General features: G+C 65.7%; 16 protein-coding genes and 1 pseudogene. 8 read left to right on the top strand and 9 right to left on the bottom strand.

Going from position 1 to position 19,318, the window contains the following annotated elements; all coding sequences use genetic code 11:
* Positions 1-162: 162 nt before the first annotated feature.
* Both DIE16_RS17435 and DIE16_RS17425 read right to left on the bottom strand, forming a co-directional pair.
* The gene (locus DIE16_RS17435; RefSeq protein WP_124520987.1) at positions 163-1,470 is read right to left on the bottom strand and encodes a dicarboxylate/amino acid:cation symporter; all 1,308 of its coding nucleotides are present in this window, start codon (positions 1,468-1,470) and stop codon (positions 163-165) included.
* Positions 1,471-1,860: 390 nt separating this feature from the next.
* A complete protein-coding gene (locus DIE16_RS17425) occupies positions 1,861-3,066 on the bottom strand; it encodes an MFS transporter (protein WP_124520988.1) in 1,206 nt (401 codons plus the stop codon).
* Between the two features lie 617 nt (positions 3,067-3,683).
* Between DIE16_RS17425 and DIE16_RS17420 the strand changes: the two genes are divergently transcribed.
* A complete protein-coding gene (locus DIE16_RS17420) occupies positions 3,684-5,831 on the top strand; it encodes a TonB-dependent siderophore receptor (protein ID WP_185500434.1) in 2,148 nt (715 codons plus the stop codon).
* 276 nt (positions 5,832-6,107) lie between these two features.
* Here DIE16_RS17420 and DIE16_RS17415 read toward each other — a convergent pair whose 3' ends face one another.
* From DIE16_RS17415 to DIE16_RS17405, 3 genes are read right to left on the bottom strand one after another with little or no spacing between them, the layout of a single operon-like run.
* Positions 6,108-6,284, bottom strand: coding sequence for a DUF1289 domain-containing protein (locus DIE16_RS17415; RefSeq protein ID WP_185500436.1), 177 nt, complete (start codon positions 6,282-6,284; stop codon positions 6,108-6,110).
* Between the two features lie 2 nt (positions 6,285-6,286).
* Positions 6,287-7,582, bottom strand: a complete 1,296-nt coding sequence (gene dmeF, locus DIE16_RS17410) for a CDF family Co(II)/Ni(II) efflux transporter DmeF (protein ID WP_124520990.1) — start codon at positions 7,580-7,582, stop codon at positions 6,287-6,289.
* 11 nt (positions 7,583-7,593) lie between these two features.
* On the bottom strand, positions 7,594-7,866 hold the full coding sequence (locus DIE16_RS17405; RefSeq protein ID WP_044847515.1) for a metal/formaldehyde-sensitive transcriptional repressor: 273 nt from the start codon (positions 7,864-7,866) through the stop codon (positions 7,594-7,596).
* Between the two features lie 185 nt (positions 7,867-8,051).
* Between DIE16_RS17405 and DIE16_RS17400 the strand changes: the two genes are divergently transcribed.
* The 5 genes from DIE16_RS17400 (at position 8,052) to DIE16_RS17380 (ending at position 13,119) form a co-directional block, all read left to right on the top strand.
* Positions 8,052-9,029, top strand: coding sequence for a chromate resistance protein ChrB domain-containing protein (locus DIE16_RS17400; RefSeq protein ID WP_185500435.1), 978 nt, complete (start codon positions 8,052-8,054; stop codon positions 9,027-9,029).
* The gene (locus DIE16_RS17395) at positions 9,026-10,204 is read left to right on the top strand and encodes a chromate transporter (protein ID WP_124520992.1); all 1,179 of its coding nucleotides are present in this window, start codon (positions 9,026-9,028) and stop codon (positions 10,202-10,204) included. Before DIE16_RS17400 ends, DIE16_RS17395 begins: the two co-directional genes overlap by 4 nt.
* A gap of 66 nt (positions 10,205-10,270) precedes the next feature.
* Positions 10,271-10,699, top strand: coding sequence for a chromate resistance protein ChrB domain-containing protein (locus DIE16_RS17390; protein ID WP_044847518.1), 429 nt, complete (start codon positions 10,271-10,273; stop codon positions 10,697-10,699).
* Positions 10,686-11,942 carry an MFS transporter gene (locus DIE16_RS17385; RefSeq protein ID WP_124520993.1) on the top strand — a complete coding sequence of 419 codons (1,257 nt, stop codon included), beginning with the start codon at positions 10,686-10,688 and terminating at the stop codon, positions 11,940-11,942. The genes DIE16_RS17390 and DIE16_RS17385 overlap by 14 nt, the downstream gene beginning before the upstream one ends.
* Before the next feature lie 91 nt (positions 11,943-12,033).
* Complete coding sequence (locus DIE16_RS17380) at positions 12,034-13,119, top strand: YncE family protein (RefSeq protein WP_124520995.1); 1,086 nt, start codon at positions 12,034-12,036, stop codon at positions 13,117-13,119.
* Positions 13,120-13,386: 267 nt separating this feature from the next.
* Here DIE16_RS17380 and DIE16_RS17370 read toward each other — a convergent pair whose 3' ends face one another.
* Positions 13,387-15,468 (bottom strand): hypothetical protein, encoded by a 2,082-nt coding sequence (locus tag DIE16_RS17370; RefSeq protein ID WP_124487135.1) that lies wholly within the window; start codon positions 15,466-15,468, stop codon positions 13,387-13,389.
* A gap of 239 nt (positions 15,469-15,707) precedes the next feature.
* Here DIE16_RS17370 and DIE16_RS17365 point away from each other — a divergent pair, with 239 nt between their 5' ends.
* Entirely contained in the window at positions 15,708-16,826 is a 1,119-nt protein-coding gene (locus DIE16_RS17365; protein ID WP_124520996.1) for a helix-turn-helix transcriptional regulator, read from the top strand.
* 515 nt (positions 16,827-17,341) lie between these two features.
* On the opposite strand, the pseudogene DIE16_RS17360 reads toward DIE16_RS17365, so the two are convergent.
* Positions 17,342-17,470 (bottom strand): annotated as a pseudogene (locus tag DIE16_RS17360) (IS256 family transposase); the annotation flags it as partial.
* Positions 17,471-17,644: 174 nt separating this feature from the next.
* Here DIE16_RS17360 and DIE16_RS17355 point away from each other — a divergent pair.
* Complete coding sequence (locus tag DIE16_RS17355; RefSeq protein ID WP_409333463.1) at positions 17,645-17,716, top strand: hypothetical protein; 72 nt, start codon at positions 17,645-17,647, stop codon at positions 17,714-17,716.
* Between the two features lie 241 nt (positions 17,717-17,957).
* Here DIE16_RS17355 and DIE16_RS17350 read toward each other — a convergent pair whose 3' ends face one another.
* Positions 17,958-18,761: a transglutaminase family protein gene (locus DIE16_RS17350; RefSeq protein ID WP_124520997.1), complete on the bottom strand. Its 804-nt coding sequence runs from the start codon at positions 18,759-18,761 to the stop codon at positions 17,958-17,960.
* A gap of 8 nt (positions 18,762-18,769) precedes the next feature.
* Positions 18,770-19,318: alpha-E domain-containing protein (locus DIE16_RS17345; protein WP_148095395.1), on the bottom strand; the 549-nt coding region annotated here is incomplete at its 5' end.

The following is a 19,318-nucleotide window of genomic DNA, read 5'->3' as shown; positions in this document are numbered from 1 at the left end:
ATGCGGCGTATCGGGAATGGGAAGGTTTTTCGGCGGATCGGGAAAATCGCCGGAGGCAGGTAAAGGAACAACTGCCGGCGGGTATTGCCGGCAGATGTTGCACCGGCCTGTATCCAGGTCGAATCCAGGCCGGTGCAGATCGTTTCATTTGAAACGGGGAAATCACGCGGACGTTGCCGTCTCCTGCACTTCCGCCTGAGTGATCTCGCCGCCGCCGTCCGGATCCGTGTCGTCGCGCGAATCGCCGAGCTGGCCTTCCCACTTCGCGACCACCGCAGCCGCGATCGAGTTGCCGACCGCGTTGGTCGCCGAGCGCCCCATGTCGAGGAACATGTCGACGCCCATGATCAGCAGCAGTCCGGCTTCCGGCAGATGGAACTGGCCGAGCGTCGCCGCGATCACGACCAGCGATGCGCGCGGCACGCCCGCCATCCCCTTCGACGTCACCATCAGCATCAACAGCATCGTGATCTGCGTGCCGAGCGGCAGGTCGATCCCGTACACCTGCGAGATGAACAGCACCGCGAACGTGCAGTACATCATCGAGCCGTCGAGGTTGAACGAGTACCCGATCGGCAGCACGAAGCTCGAGATCCTGCGATTCACGCCGAACCGGTCGAGCGCGTCGAGCAGCTTCGGATACGCGGCCTCGGAGCTCGCCGTCGCGAACGACAGCAGGAACGGCTCGCGGATCAGGCGGATCAGCGTGAACGCGCGCTTGCCGAGGAACGCCACGCCGGCGAGCGTCAGCACGCCCCACAGCAGCGCCAGCGCCAGGTAGAAGCTCGCCATGAACTTCGCGAACGTGAGCAGGATGCCGAGCCCCTCCGTCGTGATCGTCGACGCCAGCGCCGCGAACACCGCGACCGGCGCGAACCACATCACCGCGCCCGTCACCTTGAGCATGACCTGCGCGAGATCGTCGATCACGCCGGTCAGGCGCTTGCCGGCGTCGCCGAGCGCGGACAGCGCGGTGCCGAAGAAGATCGAGAACACGACGATCTGCAGGATCTCGTTGTTCGCCATCGCCTCGGCGATCGATTTCGGCACCAGGTGGACGACGAAATCCTTCAGCGTGAATGCGCCCGTCTTCAGGTTCAGCGCCGCATCGGCGGCCGGCAGCGGCAGGCTCAGGTGGCTGCCCGGCTTCAGGATCGTCGCGGTGATCAGGCCGAGCAGCAGCGACGTGAACGACGCGATGAAGAACCAGCCGAACGCCTTCACGCCGACGCGGCCGACCGACCCGCTGTCGCCCATCTGCGCGATGCCGACGGTCAGCGTCGCGAACACCAGCGGCGCGATGATCATCTTGATCAGGCGCAGGAACACGTCGGACAGCAGCGACACGTAGCCGGCGACTTCCCTGGCCATTTTCGGGTCGGGAAACGCGCTATGACAGGCGTAGCCCACGGCAATGCCAAGCACCATCGCGATGACGATGTACTTGGTGATGTTGTGCTTCTTCTTCATTAGCAATCCAAATTACAGAACGGGTGTTTCCAACGGCAGGTCGATCGCCGGCATTGAAACGGGATGGAATTCCGCGAGCGCGGTGCGCGCCGTTTTCGAATGCCGGAGCCCGTCCGTGGGCATGGCCACGGCGAACAGGGGAGGCATTCTATCGCAAACGCCGGACAATCTTTCAAATCTGAAAGCTAATGGCGGAAGGCGACGCGGGCAACTAGGCGGAGTGGGCCTTCGCCGGTCTGGGGCTTCGGGCTTCGGGCTTCGGGCTTCGGGCTTCGGGCTTCGGGCTTCGGGCTTCGGGCTTCGGGCTTCAGGCTTCAGGCTTCAGGCTTCAGGCACCTGCGCGCCCGTTCGGCCTTGAGCGGGGCGTCGGCGAGCCCCCGGCGTGACGCATCACGCCGGCGACGTGCCGGGTCGCGGCATGAACCGGCACAGGCACAGCGGCACCACGACCAGCGCCGCACCGACGAGAAACGTGGCCGACGCGCCGAACCGCGCCCACAGCGCGCCGGCGATGCTGCTCGCGAGCAGCATGCAGATGCCGCTCACCAGGTTGAACACGCCGAACGCGGTCCCGCGCAACGTGGCCGGCGAGGTTTCCGACACCATCGCGGCGAGGATGCCCTGCGTGAAGCCCATGTGCAGCCCCCACACGGCCACGCCGGCGAACATCGAGAGCGTCGACGTGCCGATGCCGAGCAGCAGGTCGGCCGCGATCAGCAGCACCATGCCGGCCGCGAGCAGTACGCGGCGATCGAGCCGGTCCGACAAAATGCCGACCGGCCAGGCGGACGCCGAATAAGCGACGCTCATCGCGACCATCACGCCCGGAATCCACGCCGCATCGAGCCCAGTCTGCTGCGCACGCAGCACCAGGAATGCCTCGCTGAAGCGCGCGAGCGTAAACGTCGCGCCGGCCGCGACGACGAACCAGTAACCGCGGGGAAACTCGCGCAGCGCGTTCCAGCGCAACGGCGAGCGAAAGCGCCGGTCCGGTTTCGACTGCTCCGGCTCACGTACGCCGAAGACGATCAATGCGATCGCGACGAACGCCGGCACCACGGCGAACCACAGCACGGTCCGGATGCGGTCCTCGAACCAGAGCATCAGCACGATCGCGAGCATCGGCCCGAGAAACGCGCCCACGGTATCCATCGACTGACGCAGGCCGAAGCAGGCGCCGCGGATTTCGGGCGGTGCGACGTCGGCCACCAGCGCGTCGCGCGGCGCGCCGCGAATTCCCTTGCCGACGCGGTCGAGCAGACGGGCCGTCACGACCACGGCCGGCGTGGACGCCAGCGGAAACAATGGCTTGGTCAGCGCCGCGAGGCCATAGCCGATCAGCAGCAGCCCCTTGCGACGCCCGAGCCAGTCGCTGATCGCGCCGGAGAACACCTTGACGATCATCGCCGTCGCTTCGGCCGCCCCTTCGAGCACGCCGAGCGCGGCGACGCTCATGCCCATCGTCGACACCAGATAGATCGGCAACAGCGCATGGATCAGTTCGGACGACAGGTCCATGAAGAGGCTCACGAGACCCAGGGCCCACACGGTCCGCGGAATCGCAGGCTTGCCGGCAATCGGGGTTGGAGCGCTCATGATCGATCTGCATCAAGGTTGCGGGCGGTGCGACTTGCCACGGGGTTCCCTGTCCCGACAGGACAGGCGCGCCGCGGCGCGGGAACACGTCAGCGCCGGTAATCGGCACACCGCGCGGCAGGACTCGCGTGACGGTGCCGATTGCCGGCCGTCCGCCACCTCGACACGCGGCGCGGCCGCTGCCCGTTCCGTCAGGCCGCGCACGCCGGCAGTATCCGACCGCTTCGTGACACCGACCGTGACGAGATGCCACGGCCGCCGGAAGATTTCAGGATACAGCGCGCCATGCCAGACCGGCACGCGCGCCGCCCCGGCGGTCACCACCTCGTAGTCGGATCGACAGACTCGCAACACCGAACGGTTCGATGACCGTGCCGGATCAATCCCGACGAACCTCCCCGCGCGACGCGCCCCGCTGGCGCTTCACCCGCCGTCATTGCCTGGCCGCACGCCGTGCTCGTCCGGATCCGGCACGAACGCATCCTTCGGCGTCAGCAAACATCAGACAAAAACCAGAATCCCGGTTATCGCGCAACACTTGTTGACCCTTACTTCCTTTCAAATGATAATGCGTCGCGTTTCGAGATTACGAATCATTACACATGGCAGGTTGGGAAATGAAACACGTGTTGCACCCGGCGCGACGGGCCATTCTGGCCGCCATCGCATGCCAGCCGATCATGGTCGGCGCGGCCTTCGCACAGGAAAACGCAAGTGCGCCGACCGGCACGGCCACCGACGTGTTGCCGGCCGTATCGGTGAGCGCCAGCGCGCTCCGCGATCCGGGCGAAGGCTACAACCCGACGAACGCGGTCAGCGCCACCAGGATCGACGCGCCGCTGCGCGATATCCCGCAGACGGTGAACGTGGTCACGGCCGAAGTGATGCGCGACCAGCATGCGAACTCGCTGCAGGACGTGCTGAAGAACGTCGCGGGCGTCGGGTTCTCGACCGGCGACGGCCAGCGCGACCAGGTCACCATTCGCGGCTTCTCCGCGATTGCCGATCAGTTCGTCGACGGCATTCGCGACGATGCCCTGTATTTCCGGGATCTCTCGAACGTCGACCGGGTGGAAGTGGTCAAGGGCCCGGCTGCCGTTCTTTACGGCCGCGGATCGTCAGGTGGACTGATCAATCGCGTGACGAAAAAACCCGGGATCGACGTGACCAACTTCGGGATCAGCTACGGTTCGTGGGCCGATCGCCGAGTTGAAGCCGACGTCGGGCGCGTCCTCGCGAACGGCGCGGCCGCCTTCCGGATCACCGGGGCACACGAGGAAGCGAAGAGCTATCGCTCGCAACAGTTCCTGAATCGCACGGCGGTCGCGCCGTCGTTCGAGTTTCGCATCGCGCCGAAGACGACGGTCCTGCTGCAGGCGGACTACCTCGAAGATCGTCGCGTGACGGACTTCGGCATTCCGGCCTATCACGGACGACCGGTCGACGTGCCGGCATCCGCGTATTACGGCGCGGCGAACGCCGGCGACGTGGACTATACGCGATCGCGGGTCTATTCGAGTACCGCGACGATCAAGCACGAGTTCAACGACCAATGGTCGATCCGGAACGCCACCCGCTACTATCACTACTCGCTCGACCGGAACAACACGCTGGTCGGCAGCGTCAACGAGGCGGCCCGGACGTTCACGCTGAATCACGGCAACGTCTATCGCGAGGAACACGGCTGGTTCAACCAGACCGATCTCACGCAGAAGGCCACGCTGTACGGCATGAAGCACGAGTTGCTGTACGGGATGGAATTCGGCCAGCAGAACAAGGATCTCGTCAGCTACTCGGCGCCCGTCACCGGCGCGAACGGCAAGCCGATGAATTTCGACCTGTTCGCGCCCGCCCTTCCGACGCTGCCGCTGCACACGTCGACCACGCCGACGGCCAACAACCTCGGCATCTTCAAGACCCTCGGGTTCTACACGCAGGACCTGATCAGCTTCAACGAGCAGTGGAAGGCGCTGCTCGGCATCCGCTACGATCGCTTCGAGCAGGAGACGCTCGACCGCCGTCCGAAGCAGCCGGGCCTGTCGCGCACCGATACGGCGTGGAGCCCGCGCGTGGGTCTCGTCTGGCAGCCCACCCGAACGCAGTCGTACTACGTGTCGTGGAGCCGCTCGTTCCAGCCTTCCGGCGAAGCGTTCTCGCTGGCGGCCAACAATGCCGAACTCGCTCCGGAAACCACGACCAACACCGAGATCGGCGCGAAGTACGACTGGCTCGGCGGCAAGGCCACCACGACGATCTCGGTGTTCCGGCTCGACCGCAGCAACATCAAGGTCGCCAATGCAAGCAACACGGCGCTGATTCCGATCGGCGAGCAGCGGACCGACGGCGTGGAACTCAGCGGGGCTGCAGAACTCGGCCACGGCTGGCGCGTGCTCGCGGGCTATGCCTACCTCGATGCCACCGTCACCCAGTCGACGGCCGCGTTGCAGGGCAAGCGCGCCACCCTGACCCCGCGCCACTCCGGCAACCTGTGGCTCACCAAGAATCTCGGCAGCGGCTTCGGCGTTGGCGGCGGCCTGAACCTCGTCGGCGCGCGCATGGCCGATCCGCAGAACACGGTGACGCTGCCGGGTTACGTGACGGCCGACATGATGGCCTGGTATGCGCACGGGCCGATGTCGCTCCAGTTGAACCTCTACAACCTGTTCAACAAGGGCTACATCGTGTCGGCCCACGGCTCGAACCCGAACCTCAACATGCCGGGGGCGCCGCGCAGCGTCATGGCGACGTTGCGATACGAGATGTAGAAGCGGCGCAGTCCCGACGAGGCGTGCCGGGCGGATCGACGATCCGTCACCGACCGCCGCCTCGGCAATACCGGATCACGAGCGTCCTGATCCGCGTGACGGCACGCGGACGGCGTACATCGTCCGGCAAACGCGTTCGTCGGGCATGCACCGGCGTGGCGGGACCGGTTGATGCAAGCGACGCGGTCGGCACGCGCATCGCCCCGATCCTCCGTCCCGTCCGCCGCGCGTTCGATCTGCTGCGGCCGTACGCGCGACTTCGCGCATACCTCGACCTCAAGCCCGCGTCAGCTTCGCATGCCGCCGCGCGCGGTCGTTCACGATCTGATGGCGCCGGTGATCCGTCATCTTCTTCCAGTCGCGCGCTTCGTCGCGCGTTCGCAGGCATGCCACGCAATAGCCGGTGCGACCGTCGAACGAACACACGTCGACGCAAGGGGACTTGACCGCCATGCTCATCGCCCTCGCGTCGCGGGCACGACTTCGACGGTCACGTGCGACAGGTTCCTGAACCGCTGCAGCACGCCGTGATAGAAGCGCGCATCGCGCTTCGGATCGTCTGTCACCACCGACACGACCGCGCTCATGTGTCCCGGCCCGAGCCGCCACACATGCAGGTCGCCGACCCGGTCGCCCGTGCCTTCGATCGCACCGCGCACGTTGTCCGTCAGGCGGCGATCCGAATTCATGTCGAGCAGGATCCCGCCCGTATCGCGCATCAGGCCGTACGACCAGTTCGCGATCACCAGCGCGCCGATGATGCCGGCCAGCGGATCCATCCAGACCCAGCCGAACGCCCGCGCGAGCAGCAGCCCGACGATCGTCAGGACGGAGACGGCCGCGTCGGCGATCACGTGGATGTACGCGGAGCGCATGTTGTGATCGCGCGCCGCCGCCGCGGACGTGCCGTGGTCGTGCTCCTCGAACGCCAGTTCGTGCTCGCGGCCGTTCAGCCGGACGATCGCGTTGAATTCATGCGGCTCGGGAATGGCTTCGGTCGACTCCAGATAGCCGCCGCGACTTTGCATCGCGAACGCCTGACGGCTGCCGTCCGGGCGGATCGTCGTCACCGACACCGCGCTCGCATCGACGAGCTTCGTCTCGTGCGTCGCAGGCGCGACGCGGAACACCGGCGGGACGCCTTCCTCGAACACCGACACGACGAATACGCCCTGCCGATCGAAGATCTGGCGCGCTTCCGCTTCGTGGTCGTGCGCGTGATCGTCGTGATCGTCATGACCATGCCCGTGATGATGCCCGTGATGATGACCATGACCGTGGCCATGATGGTCGCCGCTCAGCAGCCACACGCTCGCGATGTTGACGAGCAAGCCGGCAACCGCGATCGGAATCGCCTCGCCGAAATGAATCGGGACCGGTGCGAGCAGGCGTGCGACCGCCTCGTACCCGATCAGCAGCGCGATCATCGCGAGCACGATCGCGCTCGTGAAACCCGCGAGATCGCCGAGCTTGCCCGTGCCGAACACGAAGCGCGGGTCGCGCGCATGCTTGCGCGCATAGGTATAGGCGAGCGCGGCGATCAGCATCGCGCCCGCGTGCGTCGACATGTGCAGGCCGTCCGCGATCAGTGCCAGCGAACCGAACAGTGACCCGCCGACGATCTCCGCCACCATCATCGCCGCGCACAGCGCGATGACCATCCAGGTCCGGCGTTCGTTCTGCTCGTGCGCGGCGCCGAGAAAGATGTGGTCGTGCCCTGCGCCGAATGCGTCGTTGCTGAAGCTGTTCATTCCGCCTCCGGTTACTTGAAGTAGCTGTGCACGACTTCGATCAGCTGTTCGGTCGCGCTGCCTTCGTCGTCGTGACCTTCGGCGTCGACCAGATGGCTGCGGATGTGATCCTCGAGCACGACCGCGAGCAGGCCGTTCATTGCGCCGCGACCGCTCGTGATGAGGCGGAGGATTTCGTTGCAACCGCGCTCGTCCTCGAGCGCGCGTTCGATCGCTTCGACCTGCCCTTTGATCCGGCGGACACGGTTCAGCAGCTTCTGCTTTTCCTGGATGGTGTGGCTCATGGTGGTCCCTTCATATACCGGGGGGGACTATATATCAAATCGCGTTTCCATATAGGGGGAGGGGGTATTTTCCCGGAAAAACCAGACGAATGACGCGCGCCTCGCAGGCCGCCCGGCCGCCAGTCACCGCAGCAGCCGCCAAAGTTAACTTGTAGAACTCGTAACGCATGAGTAGCATTTGCTACATGAATCCACTTACGACATGGTCGCTCCTCGTGCTGACCCTTCCCACGCAGAACGCGACGGCTCGCATGCGGTTCTGGCGCGCGCTCAAGGCAAAAGGCTGCGCGGTGCTGCGCGACGGCGTCTACCTGCTGCCCCAGTCGGAAGCGCATGAACGGATGCTGGGCGAGCTCGCGGACGCGATTGCCGACAGCGGCGGCAGCGCTCACCTGTTGCGCGCGCCGAGTCTCGATGCGTCGCAGGAGCGGGAATTCCGCGCGCTCTTCGATCGCGGGGAAGACGACGCCGCCTTTATCCAGGCCCTTGCGGACGCCCGCAAGACCCTCGCCGGACAGTCGGCCTCCGAACTGACGCGCTTGCTGCGCCGCATGCGCAAGGATTTCGACGCCATCCGTGCGATCGACTATTTCCCGGGCGACTCGGCCACCCGCGCCGAAGTCGCGCTGCAGGATTTCGTCGCGCTGGTCGACACCGTGCTGTCGCCGGGCGAACCGCACGCCGCGGACCGCGCGATCCGGCCGCTGGCGATCGGCGAATTTCTGGGCCGCACCTGGGCGACGCGGCAGCGGATGTGGGTCGATCGCGTCGCCAGTGCCTGGCTGATCCGCCGCTTCATCGACGCACGCGCCCGCTTCGTCTGGCTCGCGTCGCCGGCGGATTGCCCGGCCGACGCGCTGGGCTTCGATTTCGACGGCGCGACGTTTACGCATGTCGGCGAGCGCGTGACGTTCGAGGTGCTGCTGGCGAGTTTCGGGCTCGACAACGACCCCGCGCTGATGCGGCTCGGCGACATCGTGCATGCGCTCGACGTGGGCGGCCCCGCGGCGCCCGAAGCGATCGGCTTCGAGGCCGTGATGGCCGGCACGCGCCAGCAGGCAGAGAACGACGACCGGTTGCTCGAGCAGATGGGCGCCGTGCTCGACGCCCTGTACGCACACTTCACGTCGAACGGCAAAAACCAAACCGCGGCCAGATCATGACCACCTCCATCGCCACCACCGAACCGACCTACACACTTGGCCAGCTGGTCGCCTACATGCTGCGTCTCGGCACGTTCGGCTTCGGCGGGCCGGTCGCGCTCGCAGGCTACATGCGTCGCGACCTGGTCGAGCGTCGCGGCTGGATCACGGAAGCCGACTACAAGGAAGGGCTCACGCTGGCCCAGCTCGCACCGGGGCCGATGGCGGCCCAGCTCGCGATCTATCTGGGCTTCGTGCACTACCGCCTGCTCGGTGCGACGCTCGTCGGCTTCGCGTTCGTGCTGCCGTCGTTCCTGATGGTGGTTGCGCTCGGCTTCGCGTACTCACATTTCGGCGGGCTGTCCTGGATGCAGGCCGTCTTCTACGGCGTCGGCGCCGCGGTGGTCGGCATCATCGCGATGAGCGCCTACAAGCTCACGACGAAAACCGTCGGCCACGACAAGCTGCTCTGGGCGATCTTCGTCACGCTTGCCGCCGTGACCTTCATCACGGAATCGGAAATCGCGTGGCTGTTCGTGGTCGCGGGCCTGATCGGCTGGCTGTGGCGTGCGCCGCCCAAGTGGCTGCAGCGCGGCGGGCTGAACGCGGTTGCCGCCGCCAACCTGCCGGCAGCCAGCGGCATATTGAGCGGCATCGACCTGCCGCAGCTCGTTCAGATCGGCGCGTTCTTCATGAAGGCCGGCGCGTTCGTGTTCGGCTCCGGGCTGGCGATCGTGCCGTTCCTTTATGGCGGCGTCGTCACCGAACATCACTGGCTGAACGACAAGCAGTTCGTGGATGCCGTGGCGGTCGCGATGATCACGCCCGGCCCGGTCGTGATCACGGTCGGCTTCATCGGGTATCTCGTGGCGGGCTTCCCGGGCGCACTCGTCGCCGCACTCGGCACGTTCCTGCCTTGCTATCTGTTCACGGTCATCCCCGCACCTTACGTGAAGAAGTACGGGCACCGTCCGGGCGTCAAGGCGTTCGTCGACGGCATCACCGCCGCAGCCGTCGGGGCGATCACCGGCTCCGTCCTCGTCATCGCGAAACGCTCGATCGTCGACCTGCCGACCGCGCTGCTCGCGGTCGCGACCGTGCTGCTGTTGTGGCGTTTCAAGAAGTTGCAGGAGCCGGTCGTCGTCACGGCTGCCGCGCTCGTCGGGCTCGTGGCCTACCCGCTGCTCCATCATTGAGCCGCATTGCCGGGAGGCGGCCGTGACGCATCGGACGACGTTCGTCCGCCATACAGGAGGCGTGCCGTGAAATGGATTACGCGCGAACGGCCGAAGGTCGACCGCATCGCATGTCCGTGGCTGATTGCGCGGTTCATCGACGATGCGCCGGAATTTCTCTACGTCCCGGGTCCGGACGTCCTGCGACTGGCGGACGAAACGGGCGCGGTGCCCTATGACGTGCCGGGCGTCGAGCTGGGCCATCATGGTGAACGCTGCAGCTTCGATGCGTTTCTCGACCGCTACCGGCTCGACGCCCCGGCGCTGCTCAAGCTCGCCGCGATCGTGCGCGGCGCCGATACCGGACGGCTCGATCTCGCGCCGGAATCGGCCGGGCTGTACGCGATCTCGATCGGCCTGTCCGGACACTTCGCCGACGATCACGAGCAACTGCGGCACGGCATGGTGATGTACGACGCGCTCTACGCGTGGTGCCGGCGTGATGCACGTCCCTAGCAGCCGCCGCGCGTCGACGCTCGCCAGCCGGATGCTGCCGGCGGGCGCGGACGAGGCCGCATGGCTCATCCTCGCCAGCCGCGGCATGCGCGGTTTCTGCGATGGATTCATTGCCGTGCTGCTGCCCGCGTATCTGCTGTCGCTCGGGCTGTCGCAACTGGATGTCGGCCTGATCGGTACCACGACGTTGACGGGTTCCGCCATCGCGACGATCGCGGTCGGCATGCTCGCGAGCCGCTTCACGCAGCGCCGCATGCTGACGCTCGCGGCGGCATTGATGGCGGCGACGGGCATCGGCTTCGCGAGCGTCTCCACATTGTGGCCGCTGTTCGTCATCGCCTTCGCCGGCACGCTCAATCCGAGTTCCGGCGACGTCAGCCTGTTTCTGCCGCTCGAACAGTCGCGCCTGGCGCAAGCCGCCGACGGCGACGCTCGCACGGCGCTGTTCGCCCGCTACAGCCTCGTCGGCGCCGTATCGGCAGCGCTCGGATCCCTCGCGGCCGGCCTGCCGATCGCGGTTGCGTCACATACCGGAATCTCGACGCTGGGCGCGATGCGCGGCATGTTTCTGGTCTATGCGGCCACGGGTGTCGTCGTCTGCATGCTGTATCGGCGGCTGCCGCGCCAGGCAGTTCGCGCGGCGCAGGCAGCGCCGCCGCTCGGCCCGTCACGCCCGATCGTCGTGCGGCTGGCGATGCTGTTCAGCGTCGACGCATTCGCGGGCGGTCTCGTCGTCAACTCGCTGCTGTCGCTGTGGTTGATGCAGCGCTTCGGGCTCTCGATCGCCGCGGCCGGCCAGTTCTTCTTCTGGGCGGGCCTGCTCTCGGCCGGCTCGCAGCTCGCGGCCGCGCCGCTGTCGCGCAGGATCGGCCTGCTGAACACGATGGTGTTCACGCATATTCCGTCGAGCGTCTGCCTGATCGGCGCCGCGCTCGCGCCGTCGTTGCCGCTGACGTTGACACTGTTGCTGATGCGAAGCGCGCTGTCGCAAATGGATGTCCCGACCCGAACCGCCTATGTGATGGCGGTCGTCACGCCAGCGGAGCGACCGGCAGCGGCCAGCTTTACATCCGTCCCGCGCAGCCTCGCGGCCGCTGTCGCGCCGACCTTGGCCGGCGGCCTGTTCGGCCTCGGCTGGCTCGGTGCGCCGCTGGTCGCATGCGGCGCGCTGAAGATCGCGTACGACCTTTCGCTGCTCGCAGCGTTTCGCCACGTCGAACCGGACGACGGCCGGGCACGGTAATCGCGGCCACGGCCGAACAGCGAACGAGCGGGGAACCATGCAAAGCGATGCCGCCGCGCCAATGTGGTGGCGGCCGTCGCGGGAGGCAATCATGAAGGATCCTGGACGCTGGCGCTACGGCCTGCCGCTGCTCGTCGCGCTATTAGGCGGGCTCGGCACGTCGGGCCTGCCGATTCACCGGGTCTTCGCCGCGGGCGAAGGCGCCTCGACCGGCGCCCTGCCGCTGAAGCATGTCGCGGACATCGCGTTGCCGGGCCGCGCGACACGACTCGACTACGCAAGCCTGGACCCGAGCCGCAACCTGCTCTTCATCGCTCACCTCGGCGACGGCGAAGTGATCGTTTTCGATACGCATGCATCGCGCGTGACCGCCCGGATCGCGGACGTATCGTCGGTACATGGCGTGCTTGCCGTGCCGGCGCTGTCGCGCATCTACGCGTCTGCGACCGGCTCCGACGAGATCGTCGCGATCGACGCCGCGACGCTGAAAATCGTCGCGCGCATGCCGGGCGGGCATTATCCCGACGGCATGGCCTATGCGGCCGACCTGCACAAGCTGTACGTATCCGATGAATACGGAAAAACGGAGACGGTCATCGATGTCCGCAGCAACCGGCGCGTCGCGACGATCCCGCTCGACGGCGAGGCCGGCAACACGCAGTACGACCCGGTTTCCCGACACATCTTCGTGAACGTTCAGACGCGGCGCCAGCTCGTCGAAATCGATCCGGCGACGGACCGTGTCGTCGACCGGTTCGACTTGCCGGGTGCGAAAGGCAATCACGGGTTGCTGATCGAGCCGCGCGCCGGCCTCGCCTTCATCGCGTGCGAGGACAACGACGCGCTCCTCGTCTTCGATATGCGCGCACGGCACGTCGTCCGGGCATTCGACATCGGCGGCGGCCCGGATGTGCTCGCGTTCGATTCGGCGTCGGACGTGCTGTATGTTGCCGGTGAAGCCGGCATCGTTTCGATGTTCAGCGTCCGGGGCCGGAACGTTGCCAAGATCGGCGAAGGCCGGCTCGGGCCGAACGCGCACGTCGTCGCTGTCGATCCGGGCACGCATCGCTCGTATTTCCCGCTGAAGGATGTCGGCGGCCGGCCGGTGCTGCGCGTGATGGAAGCCGGGAGCGTGGCAAAACAGGCCGGCACGGTGCCGCCGGGTGCAGGAACGTAACGGGCGAGCATGATCGGCGGCATCCGTCGTCACGCAGTATCTCGTCCGGTTCGATTTGACACGATCGGCAGCCTGTCGGTTGTCGGCGCCGCCGCCGCGCGTCAGGCCGAACCGATTCTCGCCGGCACGCCGCCCACGATCCGGTCGCGGCGTTCTCCGTCGAACGAAAACACGTCGCGCTCGGCCAGGTCGATCGTTGCCCGCCGACGGGACGACGAATCGCCCCGCCGGCCATGCGCTCGCCGGACACATTCACCCGGCTGCCTGTTACCGGTCGTACTCGAAGGCCTCGGTGAAGAGCGTGTCGACCGGATCGGACCAGCTCAAGTTCACGAACGAGAAGTCCGCGCTGCCCGTCCAGCCGGCCACCGACGGGAACGCGACGCCCTGGTCGCCCGGCACGTTGAGCGTGACCGAGGCGCCCGGCTGGACCGGCGACGCCGATGCCGAACCGTTGACGAACGTCGCCGCCGGCTGCCCGGCCGCGGTTGCGCGAATCTGCACGTTGCCGCGTTTGACGAACGGCAGACCCGATTTCGACGTCCAGCCCAGCGGGAAGGTCGCGCCGCCCGCGAACGTGTTGGCGGAGCCCGGCGTCAGCTTGTCGCGCGTGGACTGCGCCAGATCGTGCCACGCGTACTGGCGCAGCGCGTCGGGCGACGGCGACGGCGTACGCAGCCGGACCGTGTAGTGCCGGGCCGGCGTCGACGTGTTGCCGTTCTGGTAGATGTCGATCGTATAGGCGCTGAACGGCTTGATGTCGGCCAGCTCCGCGGTGCTCAGTTGCGGCTTCGCCCATGCGGTATTGTTGCGCGGCGCGTCGCCGGGCCACGTGAACAGGCCCTGGTTGGCCGGGTCCTGCGCGACGCCGGCCAGACGGAAGTTGTTGCGGCACTGCGGGTTCTTCGCCAGTGCGGCGAGTTGCGCCGGCGTCTGCCCGCTTGCGATCTGCGCGCGGATGTTCAGCGTGTCGCAGGTCCCGCTCGACGGCTGGAGAAACACGCCGTTGCGCAAGCCGGGGCCGTTGACGATCGCGAAGTCCACCGCGGTGCCGGCCGCGTCGACGGCACCCACCTGCAGGTTGAGCGAATCGACGAACGCGTTGGTCCCCGTCGACGGATTGGCCGGATTCAGCCAGTCCCACTTCTGTGCGTTCGCATTGACCTTGCTCAGCACCGCGCGCTGATTGCCGACCACGCGCCAGCCGGTATCGCCGTTCGCGAGACTGCCCGCCCGCACCGCGAGCTGTACATGCTGCTGCATGCCGTCGCGAATCCCGTCGCTGCGCGTCCACGCGAGCTTGACCCACATCGTGTCGCTGGCAACGACGCGGATGACTTCCGGCAAGCTGAAGCTCGCGTTGTTCATCGCATCGTCGGCCACGATGCCCGGCGTGCCGCCTGCCGGCGCGCCGAACTCCTGGTCGACCGACATCCCGTTGTTGAGGTACGCGGAAGGCACGCCTGCATTCAGTGCGCCGGACGCGACGTCGTCGACGAAGATCCGGCCGCATGCCGATACGCTGCCGCCCGTGCGCGCAGCGCCGGTCGAACCGGCGAAGCACTGGTTGAGCGCGCTCTGCAATGCCGCCAGATCGCTGGCGCTCGGCAGGTTCGACACCACCGCGCCATTGATGGTCGCGGCGGCCGGCAGGCTGGCCTTGTCGCTCGCCTGCGGCGCGACGCCGGGCGCGAGCTGAAGCTGCACCGGCGTATCGCTGGACGCGCCCGCCACCGAGCTGATCTGGACGCCGCCATCCGGCAGGACGTTGATCTTGATCTGGTCGAGCAGCCGGTCGAGACCCGGCGCGCCCGCCGTCAACGGGCCGGAAATCAGGTCGACGCCCGCATTGCCGGTGGCGGCCAGCAGGTCGGCCAGCGCCGACGAATAGGCTTGCACCGTGCTGGCGACGGCCTGGGCCGTGACCTTGCTTTGCAGCAAACCGGTATCGGCCAGCAGCTTGGTCGGGTTGTCGCCGACGATCGTGGCGGCAATCGCGTTCGTGATCGGCGTGATGTTGATCGTCTGCGTGCCGGCCGTGGCGCTGAGTGCGATCAGCGTGGCCTGCGAGTCGGCGACGTTGCCGTATGCGGACAACGCGAAAGGCGCGGTCAGGCCGGTCACCGTGCATTGAAACGCGCCGGTCGACGCATCGGCCGGGCAGTCGACCGCTTTGCCGGTCGCATCGACCAGTTTCACGGTGGCGGCCTGCATCGCGGCGCCGGCGGCCGCGACCCCGCTGACCGTCTGCGCGGCGGGCGGTGCGGGTGGCGAGGAGGAATCGCTGCCGCCGCCACAAGCCGACAGGACAAGCACTGCAATACCGGATACGACAGGTGTGAGTTTCATTGCGTTTCCCCCGAGCCCCTTCTGGTTGATGCGTGTCACATACATTGCCCGTGCACGCTGAATGGCGAGGATTCTCGCAAAGACGATTTGCTCGATCATCATTCAGGTGAATGAAAATCGGGAAATAACAGGGCATGAAATGCAAATAACCTGTGTTAGCCTGAAAAAAATTCGGTATTCGAAGCAATATCGTCAGACAAAATCAGAATACGAAGATCGCGAAGCGACGGGGTGAACACATGCAACGAGACCAACTCATCGGGGACCTCTATGAGGCCGCGCTGCATCCGGACGGTTTTCTGGAAGTTTTTCACCGGGTATCCGAATCGCTCGGCGCAGACGTATTTCACATGTTCAGTTGGGACGTCGCGCGCAATGCCCCGAAATTCTCGATCTATTCGCCGCGCGCGGAATTCGACGAGATCATCGCGCTCTACGATCAGTATTACGGCGCGCTCGATCCGCGCCGCGGCTTCGTCGAGAACGCACCGCTCGGCGAATTCGTTTGTTGTCAGGATCACCTGACCGAGCGCGACGTCGAACGCAGCGAGTTCTTCCAGGACTATCAGATTCCGTCTGGATTTCGCTACCTGATGGGGATTCGCTTCGCGCGCCCCGGCAGCGACAACATTCTGCTCGGGTTACTGCGCGCGCACGGCCGCACACCCTATTCTTCAGAAGAACGCGCGACCCTGACCGGTATGGCCGGGCATCTGCAGCGCTCGATCAACCTGTGGCAAGACGCGCGAGTGCTGCATCGCGACGCCACGCTCGGCGCCGAACTGATGGAGGAGCTGGGCCTCGCCGTCTTTGCGCTCGACCGGCACGCGCGCGTCCAGTTCGTCAACCAGGCGGCCGAGTCGATGCTGCGCGCCACCACCTGCCTCAAGCTCGAGAACGGGCACCTGAGCGCGACGAGCGCGCCCCAGAACGAGGCACTCAAGGCGGCGCTGGCGCGCGTCGCGAAGACCCGCAAGAGCGAGAGTCTTGCCCTGTCCGGCACGTTGGCCGCGGCGCACGAGATTTTTCTCGGCATCGCGGCATTGTCCGGACAGGCGCTCCATGCCACGTTCGGCGATGCGACGATACTGATCACGGTCAGGCGACGCAGCGGCGCCCCGCTCGTCGTCGCACAACAGCTGCGGCAATCGTTCGGCTTGTCGAGCGCCGAAGCCGCGGTCGCGGAAGCGTTGATCAGCGGCAAGACGCCCGACGAATGTGCGGCGAGCGCCGGCGTGTCGCTTGCGACGGTTCGCAGCCAGTTGCGTGCGATCTATGAAAAGACCCACTCGCGGAATCAGGCTGAAGCGGTCGGTCGGATGCTGTGGGTCCTACCGCAACACAAGCGCACGGATTGATACCTCGAAAACAGCGAGCGGGGCAGCGGTCAAAACGCCTTTGCATTTTTTAAGCTTGCCGGTGGAGGACATCCGCGTTCCTCGAGCAGGATCTTGGCTGAACCCGATGAGAATTCGTCGGAACTCGGTGGTGCTGCTCAATCATTGGCGGCTATACGATGGACGCGATACTTCCTCGTCCCATGCAATTTGCATGGTTCGTTAGCCCCGGCAAGTTTCACGGCCATTGTCGGGGCCTTTTTTGATTTCAGTTCCTGTCCCATTCGCTCGCCGACGCGGCCATGCCGACCTCTGATCGGCTGTCGCGACGCGCGACGGCGAGATGGCTGGTGTGCACACTCGCTGCACACATGCCGGCCATATTCCCGGTGTTTTCAGGGCTGCTCCAATTGCCCCAATGGCGTCCGCTCCAGCAGGACGACGAACAGATGAGCGCTCGGCCACGGCCAGCACGGCGGCCGGGGTGATTTGGTATGGGAGGTATCCGGAATTTCGTGTGTGAGGCGGGTTAAAACTCAGACTCCGATGCTGAGTCGTTCCGGGCAAAGCAATGCAAGCTGCGGCATCACGCTTCTCCAGGCGTGCCGGGAGCCTGTCCACTTGGCAACGACGTTGCGCAAGGCCAACCGGATCGGCACGAGCGCGTGCCGACATTTGCGCCTGCGGCGGATCCAGGCGTGGTGCGCGAGGCTGAGGGGGCGGACAGCACGTCTGGCGCACGGCTGGATCGGCCCGCGACTCACCATCGAACCGATGGAGCGCTGGCGGCGCCATGGCATGGCGTCGAACGGACCGTGAAATTTCACCTCGTCAATGCAATGCGCAAATTGAATTCGGCCAACAAGACCGAGGCCGCGGTCAAGGCGGCAATGCTGGGGCTCTTGTTCTGACGTCATTTGCTTCGTCGCTCGCTCGCTGAATAGCGAAGCAGCGCGTTGGTCCTGCTCACTGGGGCAAGGCGCGTCACAACCGGTAGCCGACGCCAGGCGTTCGAGAATGTCGAGACCCTTGTCTAGCGCGCGAGCGCGATAGCAGTCGATAGCATCGATCGAATCCGGCAAGTCGCAGCCCGATAGCAGGCTGCGGGTCGTTTGCGTCATCGGGCGAGTACTGAAATTTCCGTCGATCGACTCAGCGAGCCGACAGTGTGACCGCAATCTCGGCGGTCAGCGTTTCAGCGCCCGAGTTCGACTGGATGCAGGTGACCGGCGCGGCGCCGCAAGCGTCGATGCCAGTCGCCAGTTTCACGTAGTGTTCGTCGGGACAGAGATTGTTCGCCGGATCGAAGCCGATCCAACCGAGATGGTCGACGTAGACTTCAGCCCACGCATGATCGATTGCCTGGATTCCGTCGTCGCCTATCAGATAGCCGGAAGTGAAGCGCGCGGGAATGCCGAGCCGACGCGCCACCGCGATGAATACATGAGCATGATCGCGACAGGTCCCGTGGGAACTGATCCACGCAGCTTCTGCATCGGTGGCGTCGTCGCAATTCTCCGGCCCGGGTGCGAGACGATCGTGCACGATGTCCATCAACTCGTGTAGTTGCAGAAGACGGTTTTGCGTGCTCTTCAGGGCGGAGGCAAGCTCCATCAGCGAGTCTCCGGGACGCGTGAGAGGCGACTCGCGCAGGAACAGCCACGGATTCGTACGATCGTCTGCAGTGCCGATCACACCATCCTTGTTGTGCGTCGTCACTTCGCCGCGTGAAACGATGACGATCTCCTTGTGATCGTTTGAGTGACACACAAGGTCGACATGGTTGCCAAATCCGTCGATGTACGACAATGCCGGCTGCATGTCGTTTGCAAGCAATTCCCAGTGCCCGACCGTCTGACCGGGATTCGACGACGGTCGCAGTCGAAGGCGCCGCAATGCCAGCTGCAACGGCTCGTCGACGGTATAACGCAGGGTATGGGTGATCCCGATATGCATTGCAGTGCTCAATCGAAGTTGTAGGCCTGGGCGATTTCGAGCCCCAGTCGCTGGTTGCGCCGAATGAAGCCGGTCAGGAACTCGTGCAGGCCGTTCTTGAAGACTCGTTCGATCGTACTGTCGGAAAGCATCGTGAGCGTCTGTGCGGCGGTGCCGTGGCACGCGTGAGCGATGCCATGTTCTTTCACGAGCAAGTTGAGACTCGACATGACGCGTCCGTAGCAATAGCGCAGCGAGCGCGGCATGCGGCCGTTCAGGACCAGGTAGTCCGCGATGTTCAGCGGCTTGTACTGCACACCGTACACCCAGCGGTACGAGTTGTTCGCCTCGACCGACCGCAGGATCGATTCCCAGTGGTTGGTATCGAGGATCGTGCCTACGTGCGACACCGACGGCAGCAGCAGGTGGTATTTCACGTCGAGGATCCGCGCGGTGTTGTCGGCCCGCTCGACGAACGCGCCGATCTGCGCGAAATCGAAGATCTCGTTGCGCAGCATCGTGCTGTAGAAGCTGCCGAGGATCAGCGCGGTTTCGCGCTTCACTTCGTCGAGCACCGC

This window comes from Burkholderia sp. Bp9090 (genome assembly GCF_003857985.1).
Classification (GTDB): Bacteria; Pseudomonadota; Gammaproteobacteria; order Burkholderiales; family Burkholderiaceae; genus Burkholderia.
The sequence above is the reverse complement of the archived record's forward strand: the minus strand, read 5'-3'. Positions and strand labels throughout refer to the sequence as shown.

What these genes read in the sequence shown, in the direction of transcription:
- DIE16_RS17400 (WP_185500435.1), top strand. Translation starts at nt 8,052, where the DNA reads ATGAATCCACTTACGACATGGTCGCTCCTCGTGCTGACCCTTCCCACG.
- DIE16_RS17365 (WP_124520996.1), top strand. Translation starts at nt 15,708, where the DNA reads ATGCAACGAGACCAACTCATCGGGGACCTCTATGAGGCCGCGCTGCAT.
- DIE16_RS17405 (WP_044847515.1), bottom strand. Translation starts at nt 7,866, where the DNA reads ATGAGCCACACCATCCAGGAAAAGCAGAAGCTGCTGAACCGTGTCCGC.
- dmeF (WP_124520990.1), bottom strand. Translation starts at nt 7,582, where the DNA reads ATGAACAGCTTCAGCAACGACGCATTCGGCGCAGGGCACGACCACATC.
- DIE16_RS17350 (WP_124520997.1), bottom strand. Translation starts at nt 18,761, where the DNA reads ATGCATATCGGGATCACCCATACCCTGCGTTATACCGTCGACGAGCCG.
- DIE16_RS17435 (WP_124520987.1), bottom strand. Translation starts at nt 1,470, where the DNA reads ATGAAGAAGAAGCACAACATCACCAAGTACATCGTCATCGCGATGGTG.
- DIE16_RS17425 (WP_124520988.1), bottom strand. Translation starts at nt 3,066, where the DNA reads ATGAGCGCTCCAACCCCGATTGCCGGCAAGCCTGCGATTCCGCGGACC.
- DIE16_RS17370 (WP_124487135.1), bottom strand. Translation starts at nt 15,468, where the DNA reads ATGAAACTCACACCTGTCGTATCCGGTATTGCAGTGCTTGTCCTGTCG.
- DIE16_RS17420 (WP_185500434.1), top strand. Translation starts at nt 3,684, where the DNA reads ATGAAACACGTGTTGCACCCGGCGCGACGGGCCATTCTGGCCGCCATC.
- DIE16_RS17385 (WP_124520993.1), top strand. Translation starts at nt 10,686, where the DNA reads ATGCACGTCCCTAGCAGCCGCCGCGCGTCGACGCTCGCCAGCCGGATG.
- DIE16_RS17380 (WP_124520995.1), top strand. Translation starts at nt 12,034, where the DNA reads ATGAAGGATCCTGGACGCTGGCGCTACGGCCTGCCGCTGCTCGTCGCG.
- DIE16_RS17395 (WP_124520992.1), top strand. Translation starts at nt 9,026, where the DNA reads ATGACCACCTCCATCGCCACCACCGAACCGACCTACACACTTGGCCAG.
- DIE16_RS17415 (WP_185500436.1), bottom strand. Translation starts at nt 6,284, where the DNA reads ATGGCGGTCAAGTCCCCTTGCGTCGACGTGTGTTCGTTCGACGGTCGC.